The organism is Streptomyces sp. NPDC094034 (genome assembly GCF_040303865.1).
Lineage (GTDB): Bacteria > Actinomycetota > Actinomycetes > Streptomycetales > Streptomycetaceae > Streptomyces.
In genome coordinates this window covers 18,589-42,623 of sequence record NZ_JBEOUD010000050.1, presented here as the reverse complement: position 1 = coordinate 42,623, position 24,035 = coordinate 18,589, and the positions used below count along the sequence as shown (strand labels likewise).

Genomic DNA, 24,035 nt, shown 5'->3' with positions numbered 1-24,035 from the left:
CCGGCGGGGGTGGTCAGGACAAGCCCCCCGGAGCTTCCCTCCGGGGCAGCCCTCCGGGGCAGCCCTCCAGGCCTCCGCGTCAGGACGAGACCCGGCGGCGTTCCAGGTCGAAGACGGCCTGGACGCGTTTGCCGACGGGGACCCGCTCGGCGCCCAGGCGGTCGGCCAGCGCGTGGACGATCTCCAGACCGTGACCGCCCGGCCGGCCGGGGTCCCGGTCGTAACGGTGCGGGAGGGTCGAACTGCTGTCGTACACCGTCACGAGCACCTGTCGGTCCGTGCCCTCCAGCTCCAGCAGATACGGGCCATGGCTGTGCCGCTCGGCGTTCGTGACCAGTTCGGTGACGACCAGCAGCAGATCACCGGCGGTGCGGTCGCCGAGCACCGCGAACCACTCCGCCTCCAACCGTTGCAGGAACCGCAGGGCGAGTTGCCTGGCCTCGGCCGCGCAGCCGGGGGCCCCGCTGAATTCGGCGGCCTTGCGCAGGGGCCGCACGGAATCCGAGAGGGCCGCGAGGGCGGTACCGATGATGGACCGTTCGTTCATAGCTCCTGCCCCGCCCACCGATGAGGACGTTCGGGGGCCCTCTTCCCGGATCCCCTTATGCCCATACACGCCCTCGGTATGCCGGCCGGTTTCGTGAAGGGCGTCACGTACGTCCGGGACGCCCGGCGGCCGCGGGCCTCGGCGGCGCGCCGTACCGTGCACAAAGGCCAGGTCAGACCTGGTTCGCTCGCGGACGGATCCTCCCTGGAGGGGATTGCGCCGCGCGCTGGGGAGGAGGACCGTTGCGTACGACCACGGTGCTGGGCCGCGGTGCCGAGCATCACCTCGTCAGGACCTCCGGTATGCCCCTATGACCTCTTCTTCTCCTGATCCGCTGACCATCGTCGTCACCACCCCCCGGTCCGACACGGTCGAGATCAGGCTCGACGGCGAGATGGACGACGAGACCTCATACGAAGTGGTGGACACCGTACGGCAGTTGCTGCGCGCCCACCGGGGGGTGAGCCGGCTGGAGCTGCACTGCGGGCCCAGCGTGGCGGGAGACCCGACGGGGCTGGCCGCGCTGCTGATGATCAGACGTCTGGCGGAGGCCGATGACGTAGACCTCGTCCTGACCGGCCAGGCGGGCCTCTGACGGCACGCCCGGGGGCGTGTCCGCGGCGCCCCCGGCGGGCGGGGCCGGGTCAGGAGGGATCGGGGGTGCGGTCACGGGGGATCGGCCAGTGCGGCGCGTGCTTTCGCGGCGCGTACGGCGGCGGTGAGGGCGTCGATGTCGTACGCGCCGTGATGGCGCCGTCCGTTGACGAAGAACGTAGGGGTGCCCGACACGCCGTACGTATCCGCGCTCTCGACATCCTCGGCGACCCGCGCGGCGCCCTTGTGCGACCGCAGATGCCGGTGGAACCGGTCGGTGTCAAGACCGATCTCCTCGGCGTACCCGAGCAGATCGGCGGGCCGCAGCGCGCCCTGGTGGGCGAGCAGGAGGTCGTGCATCTGCCAGAAGGCGCCCTGTTCCGCCGCGGCCTCGGAGGCCTCCCCCGCGAGCTGGGCGTTCGGGTGGACGTCGGTGAGCGGCAGATGGCGCCAGACGTACCGGACGTCCCCGAAATCGGCGAGCAACTCGCGGATCACGGGTTCGGCCAGCCCGCAGTACGGGCATTCGAAATCGCCGTACTCGACCACGGTCACCGGCGCCTCCCGCGGTCCCCGCACATGGTCGCGGGCCGGGTCCACCGGTTCGACGAGATCGACGATCTGCTCGGCGCTGCCCAGCAGGGCCCGGATCCGCCGCCGCCGGGGCAGTGCTCCGATGACGCGCGTGACGAGCCAGGTGGCGGCGAACGAGCAGACGGCCGCGGCGAGAATGCCGATCTTGGCCTGCTCCAGTTGTTCGCTGTCGAAGGCGAGGGTGGCGATCAGCAGCGAGACCGTGAAGCCGATACCGGCGATGGTGCCGCCGGCCGCCGTGGCGCCCCAGCCGACCGACGGGCGCAGCCGGCCGTGGCTCAGCCGGGTCGTCAGCAGCGAGGCGCCGAGGATACCGACGGGCTTGCCCAGCACATAGCCGCACAGGATGCCGAGGGTGATCGGCGACGCGAAGGCCCGTGCCAGCAGGTCGCCGCTGATGGTGATACCGGCGTTGGCGAGCGCGAAGACGGGCACGACCACATAGCTCGTCCAGGGGTGGTACATCCGCTGGAGCCGTTCGTTCGGTGAGAGCGCCGAGGCGATCCCGCGCCGCGCCGTCCGTTCCAGCTCCGGTGTCGGCTGTTCGCGGAAGAGCCGGAACAGTCCGCTCGCCCGTTCCAGATCGCTGCGCGAGGCCGGGTACGCGAAGGTCGCCAGCCCCATCGCCAGACCGGTGACGACCGGGTCGACCCCCGACTCCAGCATCGCCACCCAGATGGCCACCGCCAGCACCCCGTACGCCACACCCCGGCGCACTCCCCAGGCGCGCAGCAGCAGCGCGAGCCCGAAGATCAGCACGGCCACGACCAGCGGGACCATACGGACGTGCCCGCTGTAGGCGATCGCGATCACACCGAGCGCCACGAAGTCGTCCACGACGGCGACGGTCAGGATGAAGACGCGCAGCCCGCGTGGCAGCCGGGTACCGAAGACGGCGAGCACGCCCAGCGCGAACGCGGTGTCCGTGGACATGGCGACACCCCAGCCGTGCACCGAGGTGTGTCCGGCGTTGAAGACGAGGAAGACAGCGACCGGTACGAGCATTCCGCTGACGCCGGCGATCATCGGGAGGGCGACCCGTTTCCGTTCGCGCAGTTCTCCCATGTCGAACTCGCGGCGGGCCTCCAGACCGACGACGAAGAAGAACAGCGTCATGAGTCCGCTGTTCACCCATTCGCGCAGCTCCAGCGAGATTCCGGCGGAGCCGATCCGGACCGAGAGCACGGTCCGCCAGAACTCCTCGTACGTTCCAGGACCCGCGTTGGCCCAGACGAGCGCCGCGAGGGCCGCGGCGAGCAGGACGGCCGCGCTGCCCGTCTCCGTACGCAGGAAGTCGCGCAACGGCGTGCGCATGTCGGCGCGCTCGGTCTGGCCGGAGAGGTTCGGGGTCGCCGGGTCAGCGGTCACCTCGCCATTCTCCTGCGGCGCGGGCGCCATGGCTCAGTGTCCCGGCCCCAGTGGCTCAGCCGCGCCGCGGTCCAGCCGGGCCGCGGTCCAGCCGCGCCACGGTCCAGCCGCGCCACGGTCCAGCCGCGCCACGGTCCAGCCGCGCCGCGGTCCAGTGGCGACGGGGACCTCCGGGGGCGGCGCTCTCCGGAGGGTCGGCCGTGTTCAGGGCGGGATACGGTCGCGAGGAGGACGATCGTAGGGCCTCCCCCGCCTCCGGGGCGGGCGCGGGCGGGTGGAACCCCGTCCGGCCCCGTTCGAAAGGACCTCCCGTGCTCCCACTGGACGGCATCACCGTGATCTCTGTCGAGCAGGCGGTCGCGGCCCCGTTCGCCACCCGCCAGCTCGCCGACCTGGGCGCCCGCGTCATCAAGGTGGAACGGCCGGGGACCGGCGACTTCGCGCGTGACTACGACGAGACGGTCCGGGGCATGTCCAGCCACTTCGTCTGGCTCAACCGCGGCAAGGAATCCATCGCCCTCGATCTGAAGCGGCCCGAGGACGCCGAGGTGCTCCGGCGGCTCGTCGACCGGGCCGATGTGTTCGTACAGAACCTCACCCCTGGCGCGGCCGACCGGCTGGGCCTGGACGCCGCGACCCTCATCGGCGCCAACCCCCGGCTCGTCGTGTGCGCCATCTCCGGCTACGGAACCGGTGGCCCCTACACGCACCACAAGGCGTACGACCTGCTGGTGCAGTGCGAGTCCGGGGCGATGTCTCTGACGGGCACGGCGGAGACACCCGCGAAGATCGGTATCCCGGTCGCCGACATCGCCGCCGCGATGTACGCGTACAGCGGCATCCTCACGGCGCTCTACGAACGCGAACGCACCGGCCGGGGCGGGGCCTTCGAGGTGTCGATGCTGGAAGCGCTCGGGGAGTGGATGGGGTATCCGGGCTACTTCACGCGCTACGGCGGCGTCCAGCCGCGGCGTTCGGGCGCCGAGCACGCGGCCATCGCCCCCTACGGTCCGTACGCCACCGCCGACGGGGTACGGGTCTTTCTCGGCGTCCAGAACGAGCGCGAGTGGGAGGACTTCTGCGCGCGGGTCCTGGACGCGCCCCGCCTCGCCGCCGACCCGCGGTTCGTCAGGAACTCCCTGCGGGTGGCGAACCGTGACGCGCTGCGGACCCGGATCGAGGAACGTTTCGCCACCCTGAACGCGGCCGAGGTCGAGCGGCGCCTCGAATCGGCGCGGATCGCCCATGCCCGGCTGCGGGACGTGGCGGAGTTCGCCGAGCACCCGCAGCTCGCCGCCCGGGACCGCTGGCGCACCGTGGACTCCCCGGTGGGGCCGCTGGACGCGCTCCTGCCACCGGTCACCGTCGCGGGCCGGGAGCCCAGGATGGGTCGCGTACCGGCCCTGGACGAACACCGCGAGCGCATCCTGGCCGAACTGAACTCGACGGCGACACGGCGCGCGGTCGCCCAGGGCGCCCAGGGCCGGTAGTCCGGTCCGCCCTGACGGCCTTCTCCGGTGGTTTTGTTGTCCAAGCCTTTGATGTCGCCGGGCTTGGCAAGGAGGCCCTGCCGGAGCACCGTGTAGGGCGACTGGGCGGCCGGTGGTGATCACACTGAACCGGACTCGTGTACTCGCTTGTTGAACGCTGCGCAGTTCGCCGCGCCGCCAGTCGACCCCCGGTGCGGTGAGCCGCACCGAGGGAAGAGTGGAAGAGACCGGCGTGGAACGAGGCAGCGGGGGATACTCCCCGTACAACACTCTGGAGTCACTGACGACGGAGCCTCTGCTCGGACGGGAGTATCAGGACCACCCGGAGGCCGTGCACGAACGGTTACGGAGCCGGCACGGGGCGGTGGCTCCCGTGGATCTGCTGGGTGTACCCGTCTGGCTGGTGCTGGGATACCAGGAGGCTCTGCACATACTCCAGAACGACGCGATGTGGCCCAAGGGCATCCAGCACTGGCGCGCCCGCAACGAGGGTCGCGTCCCTGCCGACTGGCCGGTCGCTCCCGCGCTGGAGGCCGGCAACACGATGGCGCGCGGTGGGGCCGACCACTCCAGGTACCGGACGGCGTGGGACGCGGCGCTGAAACCCTTCCAGGATCCTGGTCATCCGGGGACCCGCCGGCTCAAGAGCAACATCCGCGGAACCGCGAACGAACTCGTCCTGCTCCTCGCCCAGGAGGGCAGGTCGGGTACGGCGGATCTGGCCGCCCGGTTCTCCCGGCCGCTGCCGCTCATGGTGGCGGGCGAGCTGCTGGGCGCCTCGGGATCCCAGAGCGAGCGGACCATCATGGACATCTGGCGGATCCTGGACGCCGGACCCGACTCGGCCGTGGCCTCCGAGCGCGTACACACCGCCATGGGCGCCCTCGCCGAGGAGAAGCGGCGCCGGCCGGGCGAGGACTTCCCCTCCTACATGCTGGCCGCGCAGCCCCAGCTCACATCCTCGGACCTGGCCCACGAACTCACCATGCTCATGGGGATGATCTCCGACCACGCGGGCATCCTCATCGCGAACGCCTTCGTCGAGATCATCACCGGCGATGGCCGCGCACGCGCGAGCCTGTCGGCGGGCATGATCCGCGAGACCGTCAACCAGGTCGTCCTCCGGAAGCCTCCGTTGGCCAACTTCATGCCACGGTTCCCGCTCAGGGACCAGCGGCTGGGCGGGTACGTCATCCGGGCGGGCGAGCCGGTATGGATCGCCACCGCGGCCACGAACGCGGACCTGCGCTCGGCGGCCGGTACGTCACCGGACCGGGCGACGAGCACGCGCGCGCATCTCTCCTGGGGAGCGGGGCCGCGGCAGTGCCCGGCGCGTGAGCTGGCGACCACGATCACCACGCTGGCCCTTGAGTGTCTGTTCGAGCACTTCGCGCTGCTGGAGCTGGCCGTACCGGCGGACCAACTCCCCTGGCGCTCCTCACCGTTCGTACGGGGCCTGCGCTCCCTGCCCATCAGATACGAGCTCAGGGCCGACTACGAGATCTCCGCCCCCGACCGGTCGGCGGCCGACGAACGGGCGACGGGCGACGAACGGGCGGCGGGCGAGGAGCGGCCGGCCGAAGGCTCCACGCTGCGACGGCTTCTCGCCGGCACGGTCACCGGGAAGGTTGATCCGTACTCGTTCTAGACGTGCCGGAGCGGTCGGTGGGTGAGTGAGCGAGCGAGTGGGGTGCGTGGGTGAGTGAGTGGGGTGCGTGCGTGGCCGAGTCGGGTAGTGCGTGGCCGAGTCAGGGGGTGTCGCCCCGCCAGTCCCACAGCCACGGGTCCGCGGGGCCGGGGCCGTACAGCGCGTGGCCCCCGGGTCCGTACGCGCCGATCTCGGTGGTCAGCGCGGCGCCTTCGCGCAGCTGTCCGGCCGTCCAGCCGGTGACATCGAGGAGCAGGCCGTCCAGCGGACCGGCGACCAGCTCACGGTAGACATGGCCGGGCCGGGGCCCCGGGTCCGGGTCGTCGTGGTCGGCGCCGTACACCCGCCGCCGTATCAGTTCGTCCATGACAGCCAGCGTCCCACCCACCACTGACACTCGATGGCCGCGCCGTCCCTCAGACCGCGACCGGCAGCCCTTCCAGTCCCCGGATCACGAAGTTCGGCTTGCGTACGGGCTCGGCGGCCGGCCGCAGTCCGGGGGCCAGCTCCAGCACCGCGGCCATGGACGCGGCCAGTTCGATACGGGCCAGTGGCGCGCCGATGCAGTAGTGGATACCCGCGCTGAACGATATGTGCGGATTGTCGCGACGGGCCAGATCCAGCCCGTCCGGATCGGCGAAGACCGCCGGATCGCGGTTGGCCGAGCCGAAGAGCAGGGCGACCTCGGCCCCGCGCGGCACGGTGGTTCCGCCGATCTCGACCGGATCGAGCACCCAGCGCTCGAAAAGCTGGAGCGGTGTGTCGTAGCGCATCAGCTCCTCCACGGCGGTGGGCAACAGGGCCCTGTCCGCGCGCAGCGCGGCGAGCTGTCCGGGGTGCCGGAACAGCGCGTACCACCCGTTGACGGTGGCGTTGACCGTCGCCTCGTGCCCGGCGTTCAGCAGCAGCGCGCAGGTGGCGACCATCTCGGCCTCGGTCAGCTTCTCGCCGTGGTCATGGGCCGCGATGAGCCCGGAGACCAGGTCCTCTCCCGGCTTCTCGCGCCGTACGGAGATGAGGTCGCGCAGATACGCGGAGAACTCCTGGGACGCGACGACCGCGCGGCGGGCGGTCTCCTCCGACGGGTTCAGCTCGTACATGCCGACGATCGCCGCCGACCACGGCCGCAGCAGCGGCCGGTCCCGCTCCGGGACGCCCAGCATCTCGGCGATGACGGCGACCGGCAGCGGTTCCGCGACGGACTCCAGCAGGTCGCCCCCGCCGCGCTCCACGAGCCGCTCCACCAACTCTCCGGCGAGCCGCCGCACATACGGCTTGAGCCGGTCGACCGTACGCGGGGTGAACGCCTTCGACACCAGGCGCCGGATCCGGGTGTGGTCCGGTGGCTCCAGCTCCAGCATGCCGTGGTCGTTCAGCTCGTGGAACGGTTCACGGCCGGGCGGCGGCGGGGTCTTCCCGAACTCCTGGTGGCTGAACCGGTGCCCGTAGGAACGGCCGAGCCGCCGGTCCCGGAGCAGCGCCGACACATCCGCGTGGTGCGGGACGAGCCATTGATCGCTCGGCTCGTAGTAGTGCACCCGACCGCGGGCGCGCAGCTCGGCGTAAGCGGGGTAGGGGTCGGCGAGGAACGCGCTCGACCGGGGGTCGAAGTCAGGCATTCCAGGAAGGTATCCGGCGGCGGGGACGAAGACCAGTACGGTCCCGCGGCGACGGGCGGGGGCCATGGGGCCGGGCCCTGGGACCGGGGTCACGGGGCCGGGGTCACGGGGCCGGGGCGACGAGGCCGGCACCGGTGAACTTCGGCCGGATGGCCTTGATGTCACGGAGCGGAGCGCGCTCCTGGGACGCCAACCCCCGTGCCCTGCGGCCCGTTCGCGGTTCGCCGTCCTTGTGCCCCGTGGGCCCGTCCATGACCATGGAGCGCCGGATCATTCATGGAGCCGTGGAAGGGACTCGCCATGTCGCAGCACCCCACCGGAATACCTCGAAGAACCGCCCTGTCCGCCACCGTCGCGACCGCCGTGGTGGGAGTTCCCGCACTGGCGTCGACGGCGTCCGCGGTCCCCGCGAGCGCGTCCGCCGAGCGGGGATCCAGGGACCGTCCCGCCACCGCGCAGGCCCCCAGCCGGGAGTTGCGGGAACTGCTCAAGGAGATCGACCGTGACCGGATCGAGGCGACCGTACGCCGGCTCGCCGCCTTCGGGACACGGCACACACTGTCCTCCCAGGACGATCCCGAGCGCGGGATCGGCGCCGCCCGGGACTGGATCCACGCCGAGCTGAAGCGGTACGCGGAGGCTTCCGGCGGCCGGATGACCGTGGAGCTCCAGTCGTATATGCAGGAACCCGCCTCACGGATCCCGGTCGAGACCCGGATCACCAACGTCCTCGCGACGCTGCGAGGTTCGGTCGACCCCGATCGTGTCCATGTCGTCTCCGGCCACTACGACTCGCGTGCCTCCGACGTCATGGACGCGGTGAGCGACGCGCCGGGCGCCGATGACGACGCCTCCGGGGTCGCGGTGGCGATGGAGCTGGCCCGGGTGATGGCGAAACGGCGGCCCGCCGCGACCATCGTGTTCGCCGCCGTGGCCGGTGAGGAGCAGGGGCTGTACGGGGCCACGCATCTGGCGGACTGGCTCAAGACGGCGGGCACCGACGTCCGGGCCATGTTCACCAATGACATCGTCGGCAGTTCCCGGGCCGACGACGGCAGCCGGGACCCGTACACCGTGCGGCTCTTCGCCGAAGGTGTGCCCAGCTCCGAGACCCCGCAGGAGGCCGCCACCCGCCGCTCGGTCGGCGGTGAGAACGACTCGGCGACGCGCCAGCTCGCGCGCTTCGTCCGGGACGTCGCGAGCAACGACGCCACGGGCATGGACGTCCGGGTGGTCTACCGCCGGGACCGCTACCTGCGCGGCGGTGACCACATCCCCTTCCTCGAACGCGGCTACAGCGCTGCCCGGTTCACCGAGCCGGCCGAGGACTTCGCGCATCAGCACCAGGACGTCCGGGTCGAGGACGGCACGCAGTACGGCGACCTGCCCGAGTTCTGCGACTTCGGTTATATCGCCCGCGTGGCGCGCGTCAACGCCGCGGTGCTGTGGACGCTCGCCCAGGCCCCGGCCGCGCCGAGCGGGGTGAAGATCGTCACCAGCTCGCTGACCAACTCCACCGAGCTGGTGTGGGAGGCCGGTACCGCGCCCGATCTGACCGGGTACGAGGTGGTGTGGCGCGAGACCACCGACCCGGAGTGGACCCATGTGATCAGGGCCGGTAGCGGTACGAGCCACACCGTGGACCTGTCCAAGGACAATGTCTTCTTCGGCGTCCGCGCCGTGAACCGGGCCGGTTACCGGAGCCCGGTGGCCTTCCCCGTACCCCAGCGCTGACGGACTCCCCCTACGTAGAACGACCACGGGCCTAGGCCCCGGGGCCACGCTCCCCCGGCCCCGGGGCCTCGGATATCCCGCGTACGTCAGTGCCGCGGGCCCGGCATCACGCCGCCCCCGCCGCGCCTCAGACGAAGGGCACGGTGAGGCAGGCGAGCCGGGCGCCCGCGGTCCCCGCCTCGCCCGGACCCGTCATCGTCCCGTGGTCATGGATCACCACGGAACGCGCCTCACCCCGCCGGAAGCGCCAGTCCTGCGTGGACTCGGCGACGGCCTGCCCCAGGACATTCGTGGTGATGTCCAGCCAGACCTCGTTGGCGGCGTTCGCGTAGGCGGGGTCGGTGGAGGGCTGGTGCGGGTCCTTGATGTGCTGGTAGTGCGGTCCCGCGTCCTCCGGGGCGCGGCCACAGGGCTTGGTGTGCACATGCGCCCCGTACACGCGGTTCGGGAGCAGCCCGTGCACGGCGAGTTCGACCCCGGTGGTGCCGGCGCCAATGCGCTCGACCACGGTGGCGTGCGCGCCCGGGGGCACCTTCGTCCGGTCGTATGTCACCGCGTCCGGCGGGAAGTACGGGGACGGCGGCAGGAATCGTCCTTCCGCCGTCACCGTGGCGGAGCCGTCTCCCGCCGACGCCACCGTGGGCGGCATCGCGAGCAACGCGGTGACGGCGAGAACGGCTGAAGCCGAAGCCTTGGAACGGAACTTCACGAGCGGCCTCCTTCGACGGGTCTGATCACCCTGTCAACGGAGAAGAGCGGGGGGAGGATGTGCGGAAATCCGAACGAATTGAGGCCGGCCGGCGGCCGGCACGGGGCGAATGTCTATGTCTTCCCCTAATCCGAATCGTGCTATTCGCGCGCAGGGCCCCGGTATGGGGCCTACCGCTAGGCTCCGCTCAATGCGCTCCCCATCCTTCGTACTCCTGCGTCTGGGCGCGGCGCGGCGTCGCCATGGAGGCGGCCGTCGTCGGCCGCCGCGGCATGGGACGGAGCGGGGCCGGGCCGTCGGAATCATGGCCGCCGCGGCGATCGTGCTGGGCGTGGCCCTGACCGGATACGCGTCCGACACGGGGGTACGGGACGCGGGCGCGGCGGCGGACCTGCCGCCACCGGCGGAGCCGGCTCCGCGGGGGCCGGACGAGACCGCGTCGGGTGATCCGGCGCCGGTCGCGCCCGCGCCGTGCTCGCCACCCGCCGGTGTCATCCTCTCCCGGCATGACGCCCCCGGGGGCCCGCCGGCCGCCGCCTTCGGCCGTATCGCTCTGCCCGCTCTCCCCCGTACGTTCATCGACGGCCTCCCGTCCCGTGCCGGAACAGCGAGGACCCTGCCATGACCACCGCGCGTGCCTTTCTCGACGAGCCCGCCGAACCGCACATCCTGTTCGTGGAGGACGACGCGGTGATCCGCGACACCGTCCGGATCGCGCTCCAGCGCTATGGCTTCACCGTCTCCACGGCGGCCGACGGCCTCACCGGCCTTGAACTCTTCCGGAGCGCGCAACCGGATCTGCTGCTGCTCGACGTCATGCTGCCGGAGCTCGACGGCATCGGACTGTGCCGGAGGATAAGGGAGTTCAGCCTCGCGCCGATCCTCATGGTGACGGCGCGCGGCGACGACCTGGACATGATCTCCGGTCTGGAGGCGGGCGCCGACGACTATGTGGTCAAGCCGTGCGAGACCGCGGTGCTCGTCGCGCGCATCCGGTCGCTGCTGCGCCGTGCCTCCTTCGCGTCCGCGCGCGAGGAGCCCACGCGTGAGGTGCGTGAGGACGGCGGGACGGCGCGTGCCGGGGCGCCGGACGGCGGCGGCGTCCTCGCCTTCGGCGACCTGACCATCGACACCCACGGCATGGAGGTACGGCGCGCGGGCGAGCTGGTGGCACTGACCCCTACGGAGCTGCGGCTGCTGCTGGTCTTCGCCGCGTCGCCCGGCGTCGTACTGGAGCGCCGGACGCTGCTGAGGAAGGTGTGGGACCACGCCTGGGACGGTGACGCCCGGGTGGTCGATCTGCATGTGAAGCGGCTGCGCGCCAAGATCGACGCCGAGCGGATAGAGACCGTACGCGGCTTCGGATACAAGCTGCGACGCTGACCATGGCCGAACCCCGGCCGAACCCGCCGGCCGCCGGATTCCCGCCGCGTTCCTTGCAGTGGCGCATCGCGGGGCTGGTGGCCGCGGCGACCTGTCTGGCCGTTGTCGTCCTGATGGTGCTGGTCCACCGGGCGTCGCGCGCCTTCGAGTTGGAGCAGTCGCGCTCGGTCGCCATGCTCACACTGGAGCGGGCCTCGGTGTCCTACTCGCGTACGGGACTGGTCAGCGGTACGGGCGCCGAGCTGGACGCGGCCGAGGTGCCCGGCGAGCTGCGGTCGCTGGTGGGTCAGGGTCGGCACGGTACGCAGTACGCGGAGGGTCCCGACGGTCCCGCGATGTGGGCGGCGCGCCCCGCCGGCCCGCGGATCCTTTCGGTGCGGCTCGCGTTGAGCACCACGCTGGGCGATCTGGAGGCGTTCAACAAGAGCATTCTGCGGGCGGGCCTGCTGACGACGGTGGTCGTACTGCCGCCCGTCTGTCTGGTGGCCCGTGGGATGAGCCGCAGACTGCGCACGGCCGCGGGCATCGCGCGGCGGATAGCGGCCGGTGATCTGGACGCCCGGATATCGGCGCGGCCCCGCCCCTTCGACGAGATAGCCGAGATCTCCGGCGCGGTCGACTCGATGGCGGCCTCGCTCCAGGCGCGGCTGCGCGGCGAGCAGCGCTTCACCGCCGATGTCGCCCATGAGCTGCGCACACCACTGATGGGTCTGGTCACCGCCGCCGAACTCCTGCCGGACGGTGAGGCGGAGCGTTACGTACGGGACCGGGTACGCACGCTGTGCGCGCTGGTGGAGGATCTGCTGGAGATCTCCCGGCTCGACGCGGGCGTGGAGCGGGCGGACCCGCAGCACTGCGCCCTGGTGGAACTGCTCGAAGAGACGGTGGAGCGGGTCGCTGTCCCGGCCGCGGTGCTGGTCCGTGGGGCGGCGGGCCCGGCGGACGTACGGGCCTGGACCGATCCGCGCAGGCTGGAGCGTATCGTCGCCAACCTCGTCGTCAACGCGCACCGGCACGGCCGGCCGCCGGTGACGGTCATGGTGGGCGTGGACGCCGACACCGGCGTACCGACGGTCTCCGTGCGCGACAACGGCCCCGGCTTCCCGGCCGGGCTGCTCGACGACGGTCCCCAGCGGTTCCGTACGGGCGCGCGTGAACGCGGTACGGGACACGGTCTCGGGCTGACCATCGCACTCGGACAGGCGCAGGTCGTCGGCGCCACGCTGACATTCGGCAACGCCCCCGACGGCGGGGGCGCCGTGGTCGTCGTACGGCTGCCGCGCGGTCCGGCGGCGGCGAGGATACCGGACTGACACTCCGTCGACACCGTACGGACGAACGGCCGACGTGCTGTGGCCGCACAGCCGAACGCGTCCCGACCTCCCGCCCGGCCCGGGGCGGACACATTCGCGGCCCAGGATGAACCCACTCCACAGGCCAGGACCGGGCGTCGGCGTCAACCGGCGGAGGGTCCCTCATGAGCCATGGTCATGGGCCATGGGCGGTGGAGCGCACCTGAACTGACGACGTTCCAGGGAAGGACCGCCGCAATGGACGCGAACACCACGCGAGAGGAAAACGCCGTCGACAAGACCGTGGTCGACGAGACCGTGGTCGACCTCGCCGCGTACGGCGCGCGATTCGTCGAGAACCCCTATCCCGTGTACGAGGAGTTGCGCGCGAAAGGACCGGTGCACCGGATCCGGCTGCCCGGCCAGGAGCGGGAGTGGTGGCTGGTAGTCCGCCATGAGGAGGGCCGCCTCCTCCTCGCCGACGCGCGCTTCAGCAAGGACTGGCGTTCCTCGGGGGTCTGGCCGGCCGACGCCCTGCCGATCAACGAGAACATGATCGAGAGCGATCCGCCCACGCACACACGTCTGCGCGCCCTGGTGACCCGTGAGTTCACCTCGCGACGGATCGAGGCACTGGCCCCCCGGGTCCATGAACTGACCGCGGATCTCCTCGACTCGATGACCGCGGCCCCGGACGGGCGGGCCGATCTTGTCGCCGCCCTCTCCTTCCCGCTCTCCATGTCGGTGATCTGCGAGCTGCTCGGCGTACCGGACCTGGACCGGCGCTCGTTCAAAGGGTGGTCCAACGAAATCGTGGCCTCCACCTCTCCTGAGGCGACCGTCGAGGCCGTTCAGGCGGTCACCGCCTATCTCACCGGCCTCATCGGGCACAAGCGCGCCGAACCGGGCGACGATCTGCTGAGCGCCCTCCTGCGTACGACCGACGAGGAAGGGGACAGGCTCAGCCCGGACGAACTCGTCGGCATGGCCTTCCTGCTTCTCGCGGCCGGGCACGAGACCACCGTCGGGCTCATCTCGAACACCGTGCTGGCGCTGTTGCGCCATCCCGACCAGCTCGCGCTGTTGCGTGCCGACCACTCCCTCGCCGGCAACGCGGTCGAGGAGACGCTGCGATACGACAGTCCGGTGGAGAACTCGACGTACCGGTTCGCCACCGAGGACATGGACTTCCGCGGCGCCCGTTTCCAGAAGGGCGATCCGGTCCTCGTGTCGCTCGCCTCGGCCGGGCGCGACGGCGAACGCTTCGAGGACGCCGATCGCTTCGACATCACCCGCACCGCGCGTGGACATCTCACCTTCGGCCATGGCATCCACTACTGCCTGGGCGCCCCGCTCGCCCGGCTGGAGGCCCGTGTCGCGGTCCGGGCCCTGCTGGAGCGCTGCCCGGGCCTGCGGCTCGACACCTCGGAACCCCTCGTTTACCTCCCGGGGATGCTCGTCCGCGGTGTGCGCCGGCTGCCGGTGCGCTGGACCGCGTGAGCCCCGCCCGCTTCTTCCTGTCCCTGTTCCGAGCGCCCCATGCACCCCATGCGCTCTATGCGCCCCAGGCACCCCGAGCATCCCAGGCATTCCGAGCACCCCGGAGCACTCCATGAGTACCCATACGGTGAACCCGGCACCCGACACGGCACGCGGCCTGATCAGCAAGATCAGCGCGGACGACGGCCACACCTTCTTCTTCGACCACCCCCTCGACCACATACCGGGCATGCTGGTCGTGGACACCGCCCTGCGTCAGGCGGAGGACCTGGCCGCGCGCGGCGGCCGGGGCGCCGCCAAGCCGCTTCGGGTCCGGGCCCTCGACCTGGCGTTCAACGGGCTGTGCGAGCGGAGTTCCGACGCCTTCGTCCATCTCGCGGAGCGTGTGCCCGGTGGGCGCGCGCTCGCGGTGGACGTACGCCAGGACGGCACGAGCGTCTGCTCGGGCTCGCTGCGGCTGGAGCCTGCTCCACGGCGCGAACTCTTCGCGGAGGATCCCCGGCGGGAGGGCCGCCCCGCGCGCGCCCCGGCGGAGCTGGTCCACAAGCGGTCCGAGGACAATGTGCTGATCGGGCCGCTCACCCGGACCGGCGAGCACGCCTACACCACCGTGATGCTCGGGCCGCCCGCCCACCGCTGGCCGGATGTGCATCCCGCGACCGTGCTGGTGGAGGCGATCCGGCAGACCGCCACCGCCACCTCGCACACCGCGTGGGACATACCCACGGACTGGCAGTACATCCTGATGGCGATCCGGCTGACCCTCTCCGACACCCGCACCTGGCCCGCCGCTCCCGAACTGGTCTGCCGTATCAGCCCGTTGAAGGGCCGCGCCCGGGGCGGGATCGACATCGACGTCCTGGTGCGCGGGGCACAGGTCGGCCATCTGCGCCTGGAGGCGCGCGCCGTCCCGCCGGCCGCCTACCGGCGGATGCGCGAGGCGCGCAACAGCCCGTCCCAGAACGGCGCGTCCCGCAACGCCCCGGCACGCACCGGCCCGACGCGCAACGGCCCGACGTGCAAAGGGGAGGCCGCGCGATGAGGCGGTGGATCACCGAGAAGTTCCCCGCCCTCTTCTTCGTCACCGGATTCCTGGCCGGCGCCGGCGCTCTCGTCCGGGCCGCGGCGGACAGCGCGAGCCCCGCCTTCCCGCTGCCCGCGGTGATGATCGGCGTCTATCTCTGCTGGGTCCTGCTGGAGGCGCGGATCACCTTCCGTACGGCACGGATGGGGGACACCGAGGACGACCACGGTACGGAGATCCTCTACGGTCTGTCGCGATTCGCGACGGTCCTGGCCGCTCTCTACGGTCCGCTGCCGGACGGGACGCCGCTGTCGGCGACCGGCCCGCTGCTGCTCCTGCTGGCCGGGATCGCGCTGCGGCTCGTCTCGATCCGTACGCTCGGCGCGTTCTACTCGCACCGCGTACGGAAGGACGCCGACCACCGGGTCGCCACCTCGGGCCCGTACCGCCTGCTCAGGCACCCGGCGTACGCGGGGATGCTCCTGGCCCATGTCGGACTGGTGGGGTACTTCCTCAATCCGTTCAGCGTCGCGCTGTTGCTGCTGCTGTTCGTCCCCGCGGTCGTACGCAGGATCTCCGTCGAGGAGAAGGTGATGTCGACCGTCGTCGGCTATCGCGACTTCATGGCGGGCCGCAAACGGCTGGTGCCGTTCCTGTGGTGACGGGGGTGAGGGGCGCGGACCGGCTGCCGAGGATCGCGCTGACCGGGGCCACCGGATATGTGGGCGGCGCCTTTCTGCGGCACCTGTCGGGGATGTCGTCGCCCTGGCCGGTCACCGCGCTGGTGCGCCGGCCGCCACGGCACCCGCTCCCGTTCGTCACCTACGTGCAGGGCGACATCCCCCGGCGGCTGCCCGTCGGATTCCCGCCGCCGGGCACCGACGTCCTGGTCCATCTCGCCAACGAGAACCGGAGCCGCGACCGGGAGGTGCTGCACGCCGTGAATGTGGCGGGCACCCGCGCACTATTGGGCGCGGCCCCCGACTCGCTGAAGGGCGTGCTGCTCGGCAGCTCCATGTCCGTCTACGGCAGGGGCGCGCAGATCAGAGTGGCCGAGACGGCGCCCGTCCGGCCGTCCACCGCGCTGGGCCGCGCCCGGCTGGGCGCCGAGCGCGCGGTCGCCGAGAGTATGCGGCGCGACGGGGGAACGGCGTATCTGCTGCGGCCCCGGTTCATCACCGGCCGGGACGACCTCGCGTTCCTGCCCGGCATCAGCAGGCTCAGGAAGCTGCCGCTGCGGGTGCGCGCGGACCGGACCCACTTCAGCGTGATCGATGTCGAGGACTACGGCTCGGTGATCGCCCAACTCGCCCGCCGGGTGATGGAACGTGCCGCGCGCAGCACACCCGTACGTACGGCGGTGAACATCGGCTACCGCAGGCCCGTGGCCCTCCAGGACCTGTTCGACCTGCTGGCGCCGCCACCCGGCCCCGCTCCGCTCCGCTGGCTGCCCGCCGCTCCGGCGCGTGCCCTGTGTTCCGTCCTGCCGGGGCACGGGGCGTCCCGGCTCGGCGAACGGCTGGACCTGGTCACCCGCTCGCACTGGGCCGATGTCGGCCTCCTGGAGGGCGAGATCGGAACCGCCCTCACCGCGAAATCACCGGAAACGGTGGTGCGCTCCTACCGGGCGTACGAACCCGAACAGGAAACCTCATGATCGAGACACTTGGCGACGCCATGTCGCACGACACCGTCGGCTGGAAGTTCGCCCGGCTGAAGACCCTCCATGACCAGGGCGTCCGGGTCCCCGAGCTGTTCTGCCTCACCGGTGCGGCCTTCCACCGTGCGGTGGCACCGGTCGCGGACACCATCGACGCGCTGGTGCGGGACACCGACCTGGACGACTGGGAGCGGGTGTGTGCCACCAGCGCCCGGATCCGCGAGGTCATCGCCGGGGCGGGACTGGGTCCCGAGGTGGAGCGGGCCCTCGACGAGCGGCTGGCCGCCGACTTCCCCGAGGGTCCGCTGCTGGCGGTGCGCGCCTCCGTCATCGGCGCCGGGGGCCAGGGCGAGGACTCGGCGCGGAACCCGTTCGCGGGCATGAGTGACAGCTTTCTCCATGTCCCGCCGTCCGGGGTCGGGGAGGCCGTACTCATGTGCTGGGCGTCGGCGTTCAGTCCGGAAGGCCTGCTCTACCGGCACCGTCAGCACCTGCCGTTCTCCGGGCTCTCGGTCGCGGTCGGCGTCCAGCGGATGGTCTTCGGGGAGCGCTCCCTCGTCCTGTTCACCTGTGATCCCACCAGCTACGCGCGCGACACGGTCATCAGCGCGAGCTGGGGCATCGGCGAGGGCGTCGTCCAGGAGAAGGCCCCGGTCGACCACTACTTCGTGCACTCGCGCACCGGGAGTGTCGAGAGCGTCGTGGCCCGTAAGACGACGATGCTCACGCTCGACGCCGAGCGGGGCCACGGCACCGTCGAGAGCGCCGTGTCGAGCGAGCGCGTCGATGTCCCCGTCCTGAGTGACGAGGAGGCGAGGTCGCTGGCCGCGCTCGGCCGCGACATCGAGAAGGTCTTCGGTGAGCCGCAGGACATCGAGGCGACGATCACCGCGGACGGACTCGTGCATGTGGTGCAGTCCCGGCCCGTCACCATCGAGGCCGACCGGCACCGCGTCTGGAGCAGCGCGAATGTGTCCGAGAGCTTCCCGGATACGACGACCCCGATGACGTACTCGGTGGCCCGGCGCTTCTACTGGCTGCTCAACTACGACTATCTGCGCCGCAGCGGGGTCCCCGAGAGCGAGCTGCACGATCTGCACGAGACGATGACCCGGCTGCTCGGCTTTCTCGACAACCGCATCTACCACAACATCAATTCCTTCATCACGATGCTGTCCGCCGTGCCGATGTTCGAGGGCGTCCGGCGCGACTGGGAACGTCTCGTCGCCGAGCTCGACACCTTCTACCACCACGAGTCCGAGAGGCCCACGGGCCTCGGGGCGCGCGGGCGCCGGGCGGTCCGGCTGGTCACCGGCTGGGGCCGGGTGGCACGCGGCTACCGCACCCTGCCGCGCGACTTCAAGGACTTCCAGGAGCGGTGGAGCGCGCTGCTGCGGGAGGTGCGGACCGGTACGACCGCGAGCGAGCACCCGCTGAAACTCGTCGCCGACTACCGGCACACCTGGCGCACCGCCGGTCGGCTGTGGGGCATCACGCTGGTCAACTACCAGTTCATGGTGGTGTTCCACAAAGCGGTCGAGCTGGCCATGGACCGCTGGGGCATCGATGAGCAGGAGACCCTCTTCAGCCAGCTGCTATGCGGCGGCCGGCAGCTCAAGGGGGCGGAGATCGCGCTGAGCGCGGTGCGACTCGCCGAGTTGGTACGCGCCGACGCCGGACTCCACGACCTGTTCCTCGGCGGACGGCCGGGGCCGATCTGGGACCGCCTGGAGGCCGGAAAGCTCCCCCCGGACTTCACCGCGGAGGTGCGCCGGCACATCGAGCGGTACGGCGACCGCGGCATCGCGGAACTGAAGCTGGAGAAGTCCAACCTCCGCGACACCCCGTGGGAGCTGATCCGGCTCGTCCAGCAGTACGCCGCGAGCGATCTGACCGTCGCGGACATGGAGGAGGTCGAACGGACCACGCGGCTGGCCGGCGAGGAGTTGCTGCGCGGCAAACTACCGCGTGCCAGGCTGCGGCGCGCCGTCCTGCTGGGTCTGTTCGACCGGCTGCGCACCACCCTGTACTACCGGGAGGTGGGCCGGTACATGCGCAGCGAGCTGTTCGGCTACAGCAAGCAGGTGATCCGCGCCCTGGGCGTGGAGCTGCACCGCCGCGAGGTGCTCGGCGACCCCGAGGACGTCTTCTTCCTCGACCTCGACGAACTCTTCGGTTTCGTGGACGGGACCGGCTCCACCCGTGATCTGGCGGGGCTGGTCGCGATCAGACGGCGCGATCTGGAGAAGTCCCGCGCGCTGCGGCCGTCGCGGGAGTTCGCCACCGGCGATGTGGTGGCCCTGTCCGTACCGCGGGAGTTGGAGGTGTCGCCCGCCGACGCGGAGCGGGGTCCCGCGCTGCGCGGGCTCGGCTCGTGCCCGGGAAAGGTCCGCGGCTACGCGCGGGTCCTGTCGAACCCCGGTCTGGACGGGGACTTCCCCGCCGACAGCATCCTCATCACCCGCGAGACGGACCCCGGCTGGCTCTATCTCATGCTCGCCTCGAAGGGGATCGTCGTCGAACGCGGCAGCCTGCTGTCGCACACCGCCATCACGGGCAGGAAGTTCGGCATTCCGACGATCGTGGGTGTGCCGGACGCGACGCGGCGGATCCCCGACGGAAGCCTGATCGAGGTCGACGGGGGCACCGGGGGCATCGTGATCCTGGACGAGGCCCCGCGGTGAATCCGGCGCGCGCGTTCTGGCGGTTCCTCACCGGACGCTTCCCGGCCCCCCGCTATCTGGCGTACGTGGTGCTGTGGCCCGCCGGCATCCTGGGGGCGCTCGCCCCGCTGCGTCCGCCGGGCGCGGCGGTGGGGCCGGGCGTGGCCGCGCAGGTGTGCGGCGCGCTGGCCGTGTTCGTGATCCTCTTCTTCATGCGGGCGGTCGACGAGATCAAGGATCTGGACTACGACCGGGAGTTCAGCCCGGACCGCCCGCTCGTGACCGGCGAGACGGAGATCGCGGCCGTACGGGTCTATCTGGCGGGGTCGGCGGTGGCCGCGGTGGCGCTGAGCGCGGTCGTGGGCGCGGCGGCGGTCGTGGGCGCGGTGCTGATCATGGCGTACAGCCTGTTCCTGCTTCTGCTGGAACGGGTCTGCGAGCGCTTCCGCGAGAGCGTCTGGGGAAACATCGTCATCACCATCCAGCTCAAGACCGGACTGGTCTGCTACGTGGCGCTGCTGCCCCGGTCCGGCGACGCCGGGACGCCCGCCCTGCCGACGGCGCTCGTCGCGCTCTCCTTCGTACTGGCCTATCTCCACTGGGAGATCGCGCGCAAGACGGTGCGTGCGCGGTTCGCGCTGCCCGGCGAGAAGCTGTACTCGACGGCACCCGGGGCCGCGTGGAGCCTGGGCGTGGCCGTGGCGCTGATGCTCGCCGCCTGTGCGCTGCGCGTGTCGGTGGCCCTGGGGCCGGACGCCGCGGAGGTGCGGCCCGCCGCGCTGGCGGTGCTGGCGGTGCCGCTCGCGCTCGTGCTCCGCACCGTCCTCGGCTTCCGTGCGCACGGCGAGGCGCGGCGTAGCGCCGGGGGCCCGGCGTTCGCGGCCTATCTGGCCTTTCTCGCGGCGGGCGCGGTGCAGCCGGCGCTGATGGGCTCGGCGCCGGCCTGGTTCGGCTGAGGCGGGGCGCGCCTGTAGGCGTCGCTCCCCGGAGCCGCTTTCGCACCTTCTCCCTCGTCCACCCCTTCGGTTTCCCTCCGTCTGTTTCCCTCCGTAGAAATGTGTGGTGAGTCATGAACGGACGTGTGATCTACGCCGACTTCGAGTACCCCATCCCGCTGGGCGGCGCGCGCATCCTGTCGGCGCATGTGAAGCTGCTCGCGGAGGCCGGGGTGGATGCCTACCGGTGGTCGCCGACGCCGGGGTTCCGGTACGCGTGGTTCGACGACAGTGGCGTACCGACCCTCTCGGGCATGGAGATCGACCTGACGGCCGACGATCTGCTGGTCGTTCCGGAGATCTCGGTCCTGCCGGGCCATGACCCGGCGCCGGGTGCCCGCAAGGTCGTCTTCAACCAGGGGCACTTCCTCACCTTCGTCACCAGCGGCGCCGTCGACCGGTATCCGGGCTTCACCCCCGACCCCGGCATCTGGACGATCTCCCGGGAGAGCGTCGACATCCTCGGCCGCGCGCACCCGTATCTGCCGACGCCCCTGCTGATCCCGAACCCCATCGACGGCGAGGTGTTCCGGCCCGCCGCGCGCCGGGTGGCGAGCATCGCGTGGATGCCGCGCAACCGGCCGGCCGAGTCACTGCTGCTGGAGCGGCTGCTGCGCAATGATCCGCGCCGCGAGGGTGTCGAGCTGCGGCCGATCCGGGGACTGAGCCATGAACAGGTCGCCGCCGTCCTCGCGGACACGTCGGTCTTCGTCGCGCTCGGCTCACCGGAGGGGGAGGGGTTCGGGCTGCCCGTCGCCGAGGCGCTGGCGAGCGGTTGTCTTGTCGCCGGATATCCGCTGGGCGGCGGTGAGGAGCTCTTCGAGGCGCCCTCGGCCTGGCGCGTACCTGATCTGCGTACGGGCCTGCTGGCCGACCGTGCCCTGGAACTCGTCCGGCGGCCCGAGGACGGGGTACGCGCCGAGGGGCGCCGGTGGCTGCTGGAGCGTTACCACCGCAAGACGACCACGGACGCGCTGCTGGAGGCGGTCGCCGCGGCACGGACCCTGCCGGGCGGCCCGGGGCGTGCGACGCATTTCCTGGCCTGGTCGGAGGAGTACCGACCGTTCTTCGTGTCGCAGGTGGCGGCCATGGAGGCGGCGCACAGGGCGAGTTGACCACATGCCGTCGCCCCCGGGTGCTGTCCTGGGCCCGGCCGGACAGGACCTGAGTCCTGTCCGCTCGACCGGCGGCGTGAACGCTTAGGTCCTGTCCGCGGGCGAGGGGTCGGCGAAGACGCCGTGCAGCATGCCGGTCGCCTGCCCCACCTCCACCAGATAGCCATCGGGATCGCGCAGATAGCAGCGCAGCTCGGCCTTGCGGTCGATCGGTTCGGTCAGGAATCGCGCGCCCTTGGCGGTGGCCCGCTCGTAGAACGCGGCCAGATCGGCGACCCGCACATTGAGGAACGACGAGACGGGGTCGCCGGGCTCGGGCGCGGTGAGGACGACCTCGGGTTTGTCCGGGGTCGGCCCGCCACCGGGGTTCATGATGATCCAGCCGTTGGCGATCTTCACGATGCCCGGGTTCTCCGCGAGCACCACCTCGCCGCCGAGGATGTCCGCGTAGAAGCGGCTGGAGACATGAACGTCCCGAACGGTCAGGAAGTGGGTCAGCACCAGCCCTTGGTCAGGGGCGGGCAGATCCTCTCGCTTCGCCATGGGTATCGCCCTCTTTCGGCCCGCGGGGAGTCGGGGCAGTCCTCTCCACCCTGCTGGCAGCGGAGTACCCGGGCAACTCGGCGTCCGGATTCGGGCATGTGTGAACATCCGCGCCGGCCGTCCCGTAGGGACCGCGCGGTGCTGGTCCGCGCGCCGGACGCGCCGGAGGCGAGGTTCCGCATCGGCTCCTCCTGACAGATGATGACGTGCAGCGCTGCCCTCTTCGGTGCGGCACCGGTTCTCCAGGAAGGGTTTCCCGATGGACGAAGCCGAGGTGATCGTGGTGGGGGCCGGGCCGGCGGGCTCGTCCGCCGCCTACCATCTGGCCACGGCGGGCGTCGATGTCCTGTTGTTGGAGAAGACCCGCTTCCCCAGGGAAAAGGTGTGCGGCGACGGCCTGACCCCTCGCGCGGTGCACCAGCTCGTCCGGATGGGCGTCGACATCAAGGCTCCGGGATGGATGCGCTCACGCGGAATGCGATGGGTGGCCGGGGAGCACCGGGTCCATATCGACTGGCCCGGCCTGGGGAGCTATCCGGACTTCGGTCTCTCGCGCAGCCGGCACGATTTCGACGACATCCTGGCCCGTCGCGCGGTCGCCGCCGGTGCCCGGCTGCGCGAGGGTGTGAAGGTGACGAGCCCGGTGACCGATCGCGCCGGCCGGGTCACGGGCGTCACCGCGACGGGACCGGCGGACGCGGCCCGGGCCGACGAGAGCGCGGTCTACCGCGCACCGATCGTCATCGCCGCCGACGGCGCCTCCGCCCGGCTCGCCCTCGCCATGGGCCTGCGGCGCGATCCGAAGAGGCAGATCGCGACAGCCGCCCGCCGTTACTACCGCAGCCCGGAACGCTCCCAGGACGAGTATCTGGAGCTGTGGGCGGATCTGCGCTATCCGGGGAGCGATCACTACCTGCCCGGCTACGGCTGGATCTTCCCCATGGGGGACGGCCGGGTCAATGTCGGTCTCGGCGCGCTGCCTCACCGGCGCCACGGGAACGCGGATCTGCGGACCGCGCTGGACCACTGGCTCGCCCGTACCCCGCACGCGTGGGGACTGCGTGCGGAGAACGCCGAAGGCCCCGTCAGAAGCGCTGCTCTACCGCTGGGGTTCAACCGTCATCCGCTGTACACGCGCGGGCTGCTGCTGGTCGGTGACTCGGGAGGGATGATCAGCCCCTGGAACGGTGAGGGCATCGCTCAGGCCATGGAATCCGGCGAGGTCGCCGCCGAGAGGGCCGCGCTCGCCCTGGCCCTTCCCCAGGGGCCGAGGCGTGAGCAGGCGCTCCTCAACTACCCCGTGGAGATGAACCGTCGCTGGGGGCGCTACTACCGTCTCGGCAACGCCGCCGCCGACGTCGTCTTCAGCCGATCGGGTTTCCAACCGATCCTGAACCGCTACGTCATGGGCTCGCCGTTGCTGCTCAACACGCTGGCCCGGCTGCTCGCCAACCTCACCGACACGCCCTCGCGGGACATGATCGACCATCTGCTCAACACCGTCGTCCGCCTCGTCCCGGCACCGGCCGTACGTCGCCGCTGAGGCCGGCGGCCGTC

General features: G+C 71.4%; 21 protein-coding genes. 15 read left to right on the top strand and 6 right to left on the bottom strand.

Translation table 11 applies throughout. The features are described from left to right. Positions 1–79: 79 nt before the first annotated feature. Positions 80–547, bottom strand: a complete 468-nt coding sequence (locus ABTZ59_RS31600) for an ATP-binding protein (RefSeq protein ID WP_351421103.1) — start codon at positions 545–547, stop codon at positions 80–82. 310 nt (positions 548–857) lie between these two features. Here ABTZ59_RS31600 and ABTZ59_RS31595 point away from each other — a divergent pair, with 310 nt between their 5' ends. Next, positions 858–1,142 carry an STAS domain-containing protein gene (locus tag ABTZ59_RS31595; protein WP_351421099.1) on the top strand — a complete coding sequence of 95 codons (285 nt, stop codon included), beginning with the start codon at positions 858–860 and terminating at the stop codon, positions 1,140–1,142. Positions 1,143–1,213: 71 nt separating this feature from the next. Here the strand turns inward: ABTZ59_RS31595 and nhaA are convergent, their stop codons facing one another. Next, positions 1,214–3,049, bottom strand: coding sequence for a Na+/H+ antiporter NhaA (gene nhaA / locus ABTZ59_RS31590; protein ID WP_351421151.1), 1,836 nt, complete (start codon positions 3,047–3,049; stop codon positions 1,214–1,216). 365 nt (positions 3,050–3,414) lie between these two features. Here nhaA and ABTZ59_RS31585 point away from each other — a divergent pair, with 365 nt between their 5' ends. Together ABTZ59_RS31585 and ABTZ59_RS31580 are read left to right on the top strand one after the other, a co-directional pair. Further along, positions 3,415–4,593, top strand: a complete 1,179-nt coding sequence (locus ABTZ59_RS31585) for a CaiB/BaiF CoA transferase family protein (protein ID WP_351421095.1) — start codon at positions 3,415–3,417, stop codon at positions 4,591–4,593. Positions 4,594–4,789: 196 nt separating this feature from the next. After that, positions 4,790–6,241, top strand: a complete 1,452-nt coding sequence (locus ABTZ59_RS31580) for a cytochrome P450 family protein (RefSeq protein WP_503003793.1) — start codon at positions 4,790–4,792, stop codon at positions 6,239–6,241. Positions 6,242–6,341: 100 nt separating this feature from the next. Here ABTZ59_RS31580 and ABTZ59_RS31575 read toward each other — a convergent pair whose 3' ends face one another. Further along, a complete protein-coding gene (locus tag ABTZ59_RS31575) occupies positions 6,342–6,608 on the bottom strand; it encodes a hypothetical protein (RefSeq protein ID WP_351421091.1) in 267 nt (88 codons plus the stop codon). A gap of 49 nt (positions 6,609–6,657) precedes the next feature. Beyond that, positions 6,658–7,860, bottom strand: coding sequence for a cytochrome P450 (locus tag ABTZ59_RS31570; RefSeq protein ID WP_351421087.1), 1,203 nt, complete (start codon positions 7,858–7,860; stop codon positions 6,658–6,660). A gap of 300 nt (positions 7,861–8,160) precedes the next feature. Here ABTZ59_RS31570 and ABTZ59_RS31565 point away from each other — a divergent pair, with 300 nt between their 5' ends. Further along, positions 8,161–9,594, top strand: coding sequence for a M20/M25/M40 family metallo-hydrolase (locus tag ABTZ59_RS31565; protein WP_351421083.1), 1,434 nt, complete (start codon positions 8,161–8,163; stop codon positions 9,592–9,594). Positions 9,595–9,721: 127 nt separating this feature from the next. On the opposite strand, the gene ABTZ59_RS31560 is transcribed toward ABTZ59_RS31565, so the two are convergent. Further along, positions 9,722–10,303: a superoxide dismutase family protein gene (locus ABTZ59_RS31560; protein WP_351421079.1), complete on the bottom strand. Its 582-nt coding sequence runs from the start codon at positions 10,301–10,303 to the stop codon at positions 9,722–9,724. Between the two features lie 190 nt (positions 10,304–10,493). Here ABTZ59_RS31560 and ABTZ59_RS31555 point away from each other — a divergent pair, with 190 nt between their 5' ends. From ABTZ59_RS31555 to ABTZ59_RS31510, 10 genes are all read left to right on the top strand, one after another. Further along, positions 10,494–10,928, top strand: coding sequence for a hypothetical protein (locus ABTZ59_RS31555; RefSeq protein WP_351421076.1), 435 nt, complete (start codon positions 10,494–10,496; stop codon positions 10,926–10,928). Beyond that, positions 10,925–11,686 (top strand): two-component system response regulator CseB, encoded by a 762-nt coding sequence (gene cseB, locus ABTZ59_RS31550; protein ID WP_351421073.1) that lies wholly within the window; start codon positions 10,925–10,927, stop codon positions 11,684–11,686. Before ABTZ59_RS31555 ends, cseB begins: the two co-directional genes overlap by 4 nt. Positions 11,687–11,688: 2 nt before the next feature. After that, positions 11,689–12,999 (top strand): sensor histidine kinase, encoded by a 1,311-nt coding sequence (locus tag ABTZ59_RS31545; protein WP_351421069.1) that lies wholly within the window; start codon positions 11,689–11,691, stop codon positions 12,997–12,999. A 237-nt stretch (positions 13,000–13,236) separates the two neighbouring features. Further along, positions 13,237–14,478 carry a cytochrome P450 family protein gene (locus ABTZ59_RS31540; protein ID WP_351421063.1) on the top strand — a complete coding sequence of 414 codons (1,242 nt, stop codon included), beginning with the start codon at positions 13,237–13,239 and terminating at the stop codon, positions 14,476–14,478. 112 nt (positions 14,479–14,590) lie between these two features. Continuing rightward, positions 14,591–15,520, top strand: coding sequence for an AfsA-related hotdog domain-containing protein (locus tag ABTZ59_RS31535; RefSeq protein ID WP_351421059.1), 930 nt, complete (start codon positions 14,591–14,593; stop codon positions 15,518–15,520). Further along, positions 15,517–16,164: a methyltransferase family protein gene (locus ABTZ59_RS31530; protein ID WP_351421055.1), complete on the top strand. Its 648-nt coding sequence runs from the start codon at positions 15,517–15,519 to the stop codon at positions 16,162–16,164. Before ABTZ59_RS31535 ends, ABTZ59_RS31530 begins: the two co-directional genes overlap by 4 nt. Next, positions 16,161–17,159, top strand: a complete 999-nt coding sequence (locus ABTZ59_RS31525) for an NAD-dependent epimerase/dehydratase family protein (protein WP_351421051.1) — start codon at positions 16,161–16,163, stop codon at positions 17,157–17,159. The genes ABTZ59_RS31530 and ABTZ59_RS31525 overlap by 4 nt, the downstream gene beginning before the upstream one ends. Continuing rightward, positions 17,156–19,846 carry a PEP/pyruvate-binding domain-containing protein gene (locus ABTZ59_RS31520; RefSeq protein ID WP_351421047.1) on the top strand — a complete coding sequence of 897 codons (2,691 nt, stop codon included), beginning with the start codon at positions 17,156–17,158 and terminating at the stop codon, positions 19,844–19,846. Before ABTZ59_RS31525 ends, ABTZ59_RS31520 begins: the two co-directional genes overlap by 4 nt. After that, on the top strand, positions 19,843–20,781 hold the full coding sequence (locus tag ABTZ59_RS31515; RefSeq protein ID WP_351421043.1) for a hypothetical protein: 939 nt from the start codon (positions 19,843–19,845) through the stop codon (positions 20,779–20,781). The genes ABTZ59_RS31520 and ABTZ59_RS31515 overlap by 4 nt, the downstream gene beginning before the upstream one ends. 113 nt (positions 20,782–20,894) lie before the next feature. Further along, positions 20,895–21,935 (top strand): glycosyltransferase, encoded by a 1,041-nt coding sequence (locus tag ABTZ59_RS31510; protein WP_351421038.1) that lies wholly within the window; start codon positions 20,895–20,897, stop codon positions 21,933–21,935. A gap of 84 nt (positions 21,936–22,019) precedes the next feature. On the opposite strand, the gene ABTZ59_RS31505 is transcribed toward ABTZ59_RS31510, so the two are convergent. Beyond that, positions 22,020–22,478, bottom strand: a complete 459-nt coding sequence (locus ABTZ59_RS31505; protein WP_351421034.1) for a VOC family protein — start codon at positions 22,476–22,478, stop codon at positions 22,020–22,022. Between the two features lie 259 nt (positions 22,479–22,737). On the opposite strand from ABTZ59_RS31505, the gene ABTZ59_RS31500 reads away from it, so the two are divergent. Further along, complete coding sequence (locus ABTZ59_RS31500; RefSeq protein WP_351421030.1) at positions 22,738–24,021, top strand: geranylgeranyl reductase family protein; 1,284 nt, start codon at positions 22,738–22,740, stop codon at positions 24,019–24,021. Positions 24,022–24,035 lie beyond the last annotated feature (14 nt).

What these genes read in the sequence shown, in the direction of transcription:
- ABTZ59_RS31510 (WP_351421038.1), top strand. Translation starts at nt 20,895, where the DNA reads ATGAACGGACGTGTGATCTACGCCGACTTCGAGTACCCCATCCCGCTG.
- ABTZ59_RS31565 (WP_351421083.1), top strand. Translation starts at nt 8,161, where the DNA reads ATGTCGCAGCACCCCACCGGAATACCTCGAAGAACCGCCCTGTCCGCC.
- ABTZ59_RS31595 (WP_351421099.1), top strand. Translation starts at nt 858, where the DNA reads ATGACCTCTTCTTCTCCTGATCCGCTGACCATCGTCGTCACCACCCCC.
- ABTZ59_RS31535 (WP_351421059.1), top strand. Translation starts at nt 14,591, where the DNA reads ATGAGTACCCATACGGTGAACCCGGCACCCGACACGGCACGCGGCCTG.
- ABTZ59_RS31505 (WP_351421034.1), bottom strand. Translation starts at nt 22,478, where the DNA reads ATGGCGAAGCGAGAGGATCTGCCCGCCCCTGACCAAGGGCTGGTGCTG.
- ABTZ59_RS31555 (WP_351421076.1), top strand. Translation starts at nt 10,494, where the DNA reads ATGCGCTCCCCATCCTTCGTACTCCTGCGTCTGGGCGCGGCGCGGCGT.
- ABTZ59_RS31600 (WP_351421103.1), bottom strand. Translation starts at nt 547, where the DNA reads ATGAACGAACGGTCCATCATCGGTACCGCCCTCGCGGCCCTCTCGGAT.
- nhaA (WP_351421151.1), bottom strand. Translation starts at nt 3,049, where the DNA reads ATGCGCACGCCGTTGCGCGACTTCCTGCGTACGGAGACGGGCAGCGCG.
- ABTZ59_RS31530 (WP_351421055.1), top strand. Translation starts at nt 15,517, where the DNA reads ATGAGGCGGTGGATCACCGAGAAGTTCCCCGCCCTCTTCTTCGTCACC.
- ABTZ59_RS31570 (WP_351421087.1), bottom strand. Translation starts at nt 7,860, where the DNA reads ATGCCTGACTTCGACCCCCGGTCGAGCGCGTTCCTCGCCGACCCCTAC.
- ABTZ59_RS31500 (WP_351421030.1), top strand. Translation starts at nt 22,738, where the DNA reads ATGGACGAAGCCGAGGTGATCGTGGTGGGGGCCGGGCCGGCGGGCTCG.
- ABTZ59_RS31540 (WP_351421063.1), top strand. Translation starts at nt 13,237, where the DNA reads ATGGACGCGAACACCACGCGAGAGGAAAACGCCGTCGACAAGACCGTG.
- cseB (WP_351421073.1), top strand. Translation starts at nt 10,925, where the DNA reads ATGACCACCGCGCGTGCCTTTCTCGACGAGCCCGCCGAACCGCACATC.
- ABTZ59_RS31545 (WP_351421069.1), top strand. Translation starts at nt 11,689, where the DNA reads ATGGCCGAACCCCGGCCGAACCCGCCGGCCGCCGGATTCCCGCCGCGT.
- ABTZ59_RS31520 (WP_351421047.1), top strand. Translation starts at nt 17,156, where the DNA reads ATGATCGAGACACTTGGCGACGCCATGTCGCACGACACCGTCGGCTGG.
- ABTZ59_RS31575 (WP_351421091.1), bottom strand. Translation starts at nt 6,608, where the DNA reads ATGGACGAACTGATACGGCGGCGGGTGTACGGCGCCGACCACGACGAC.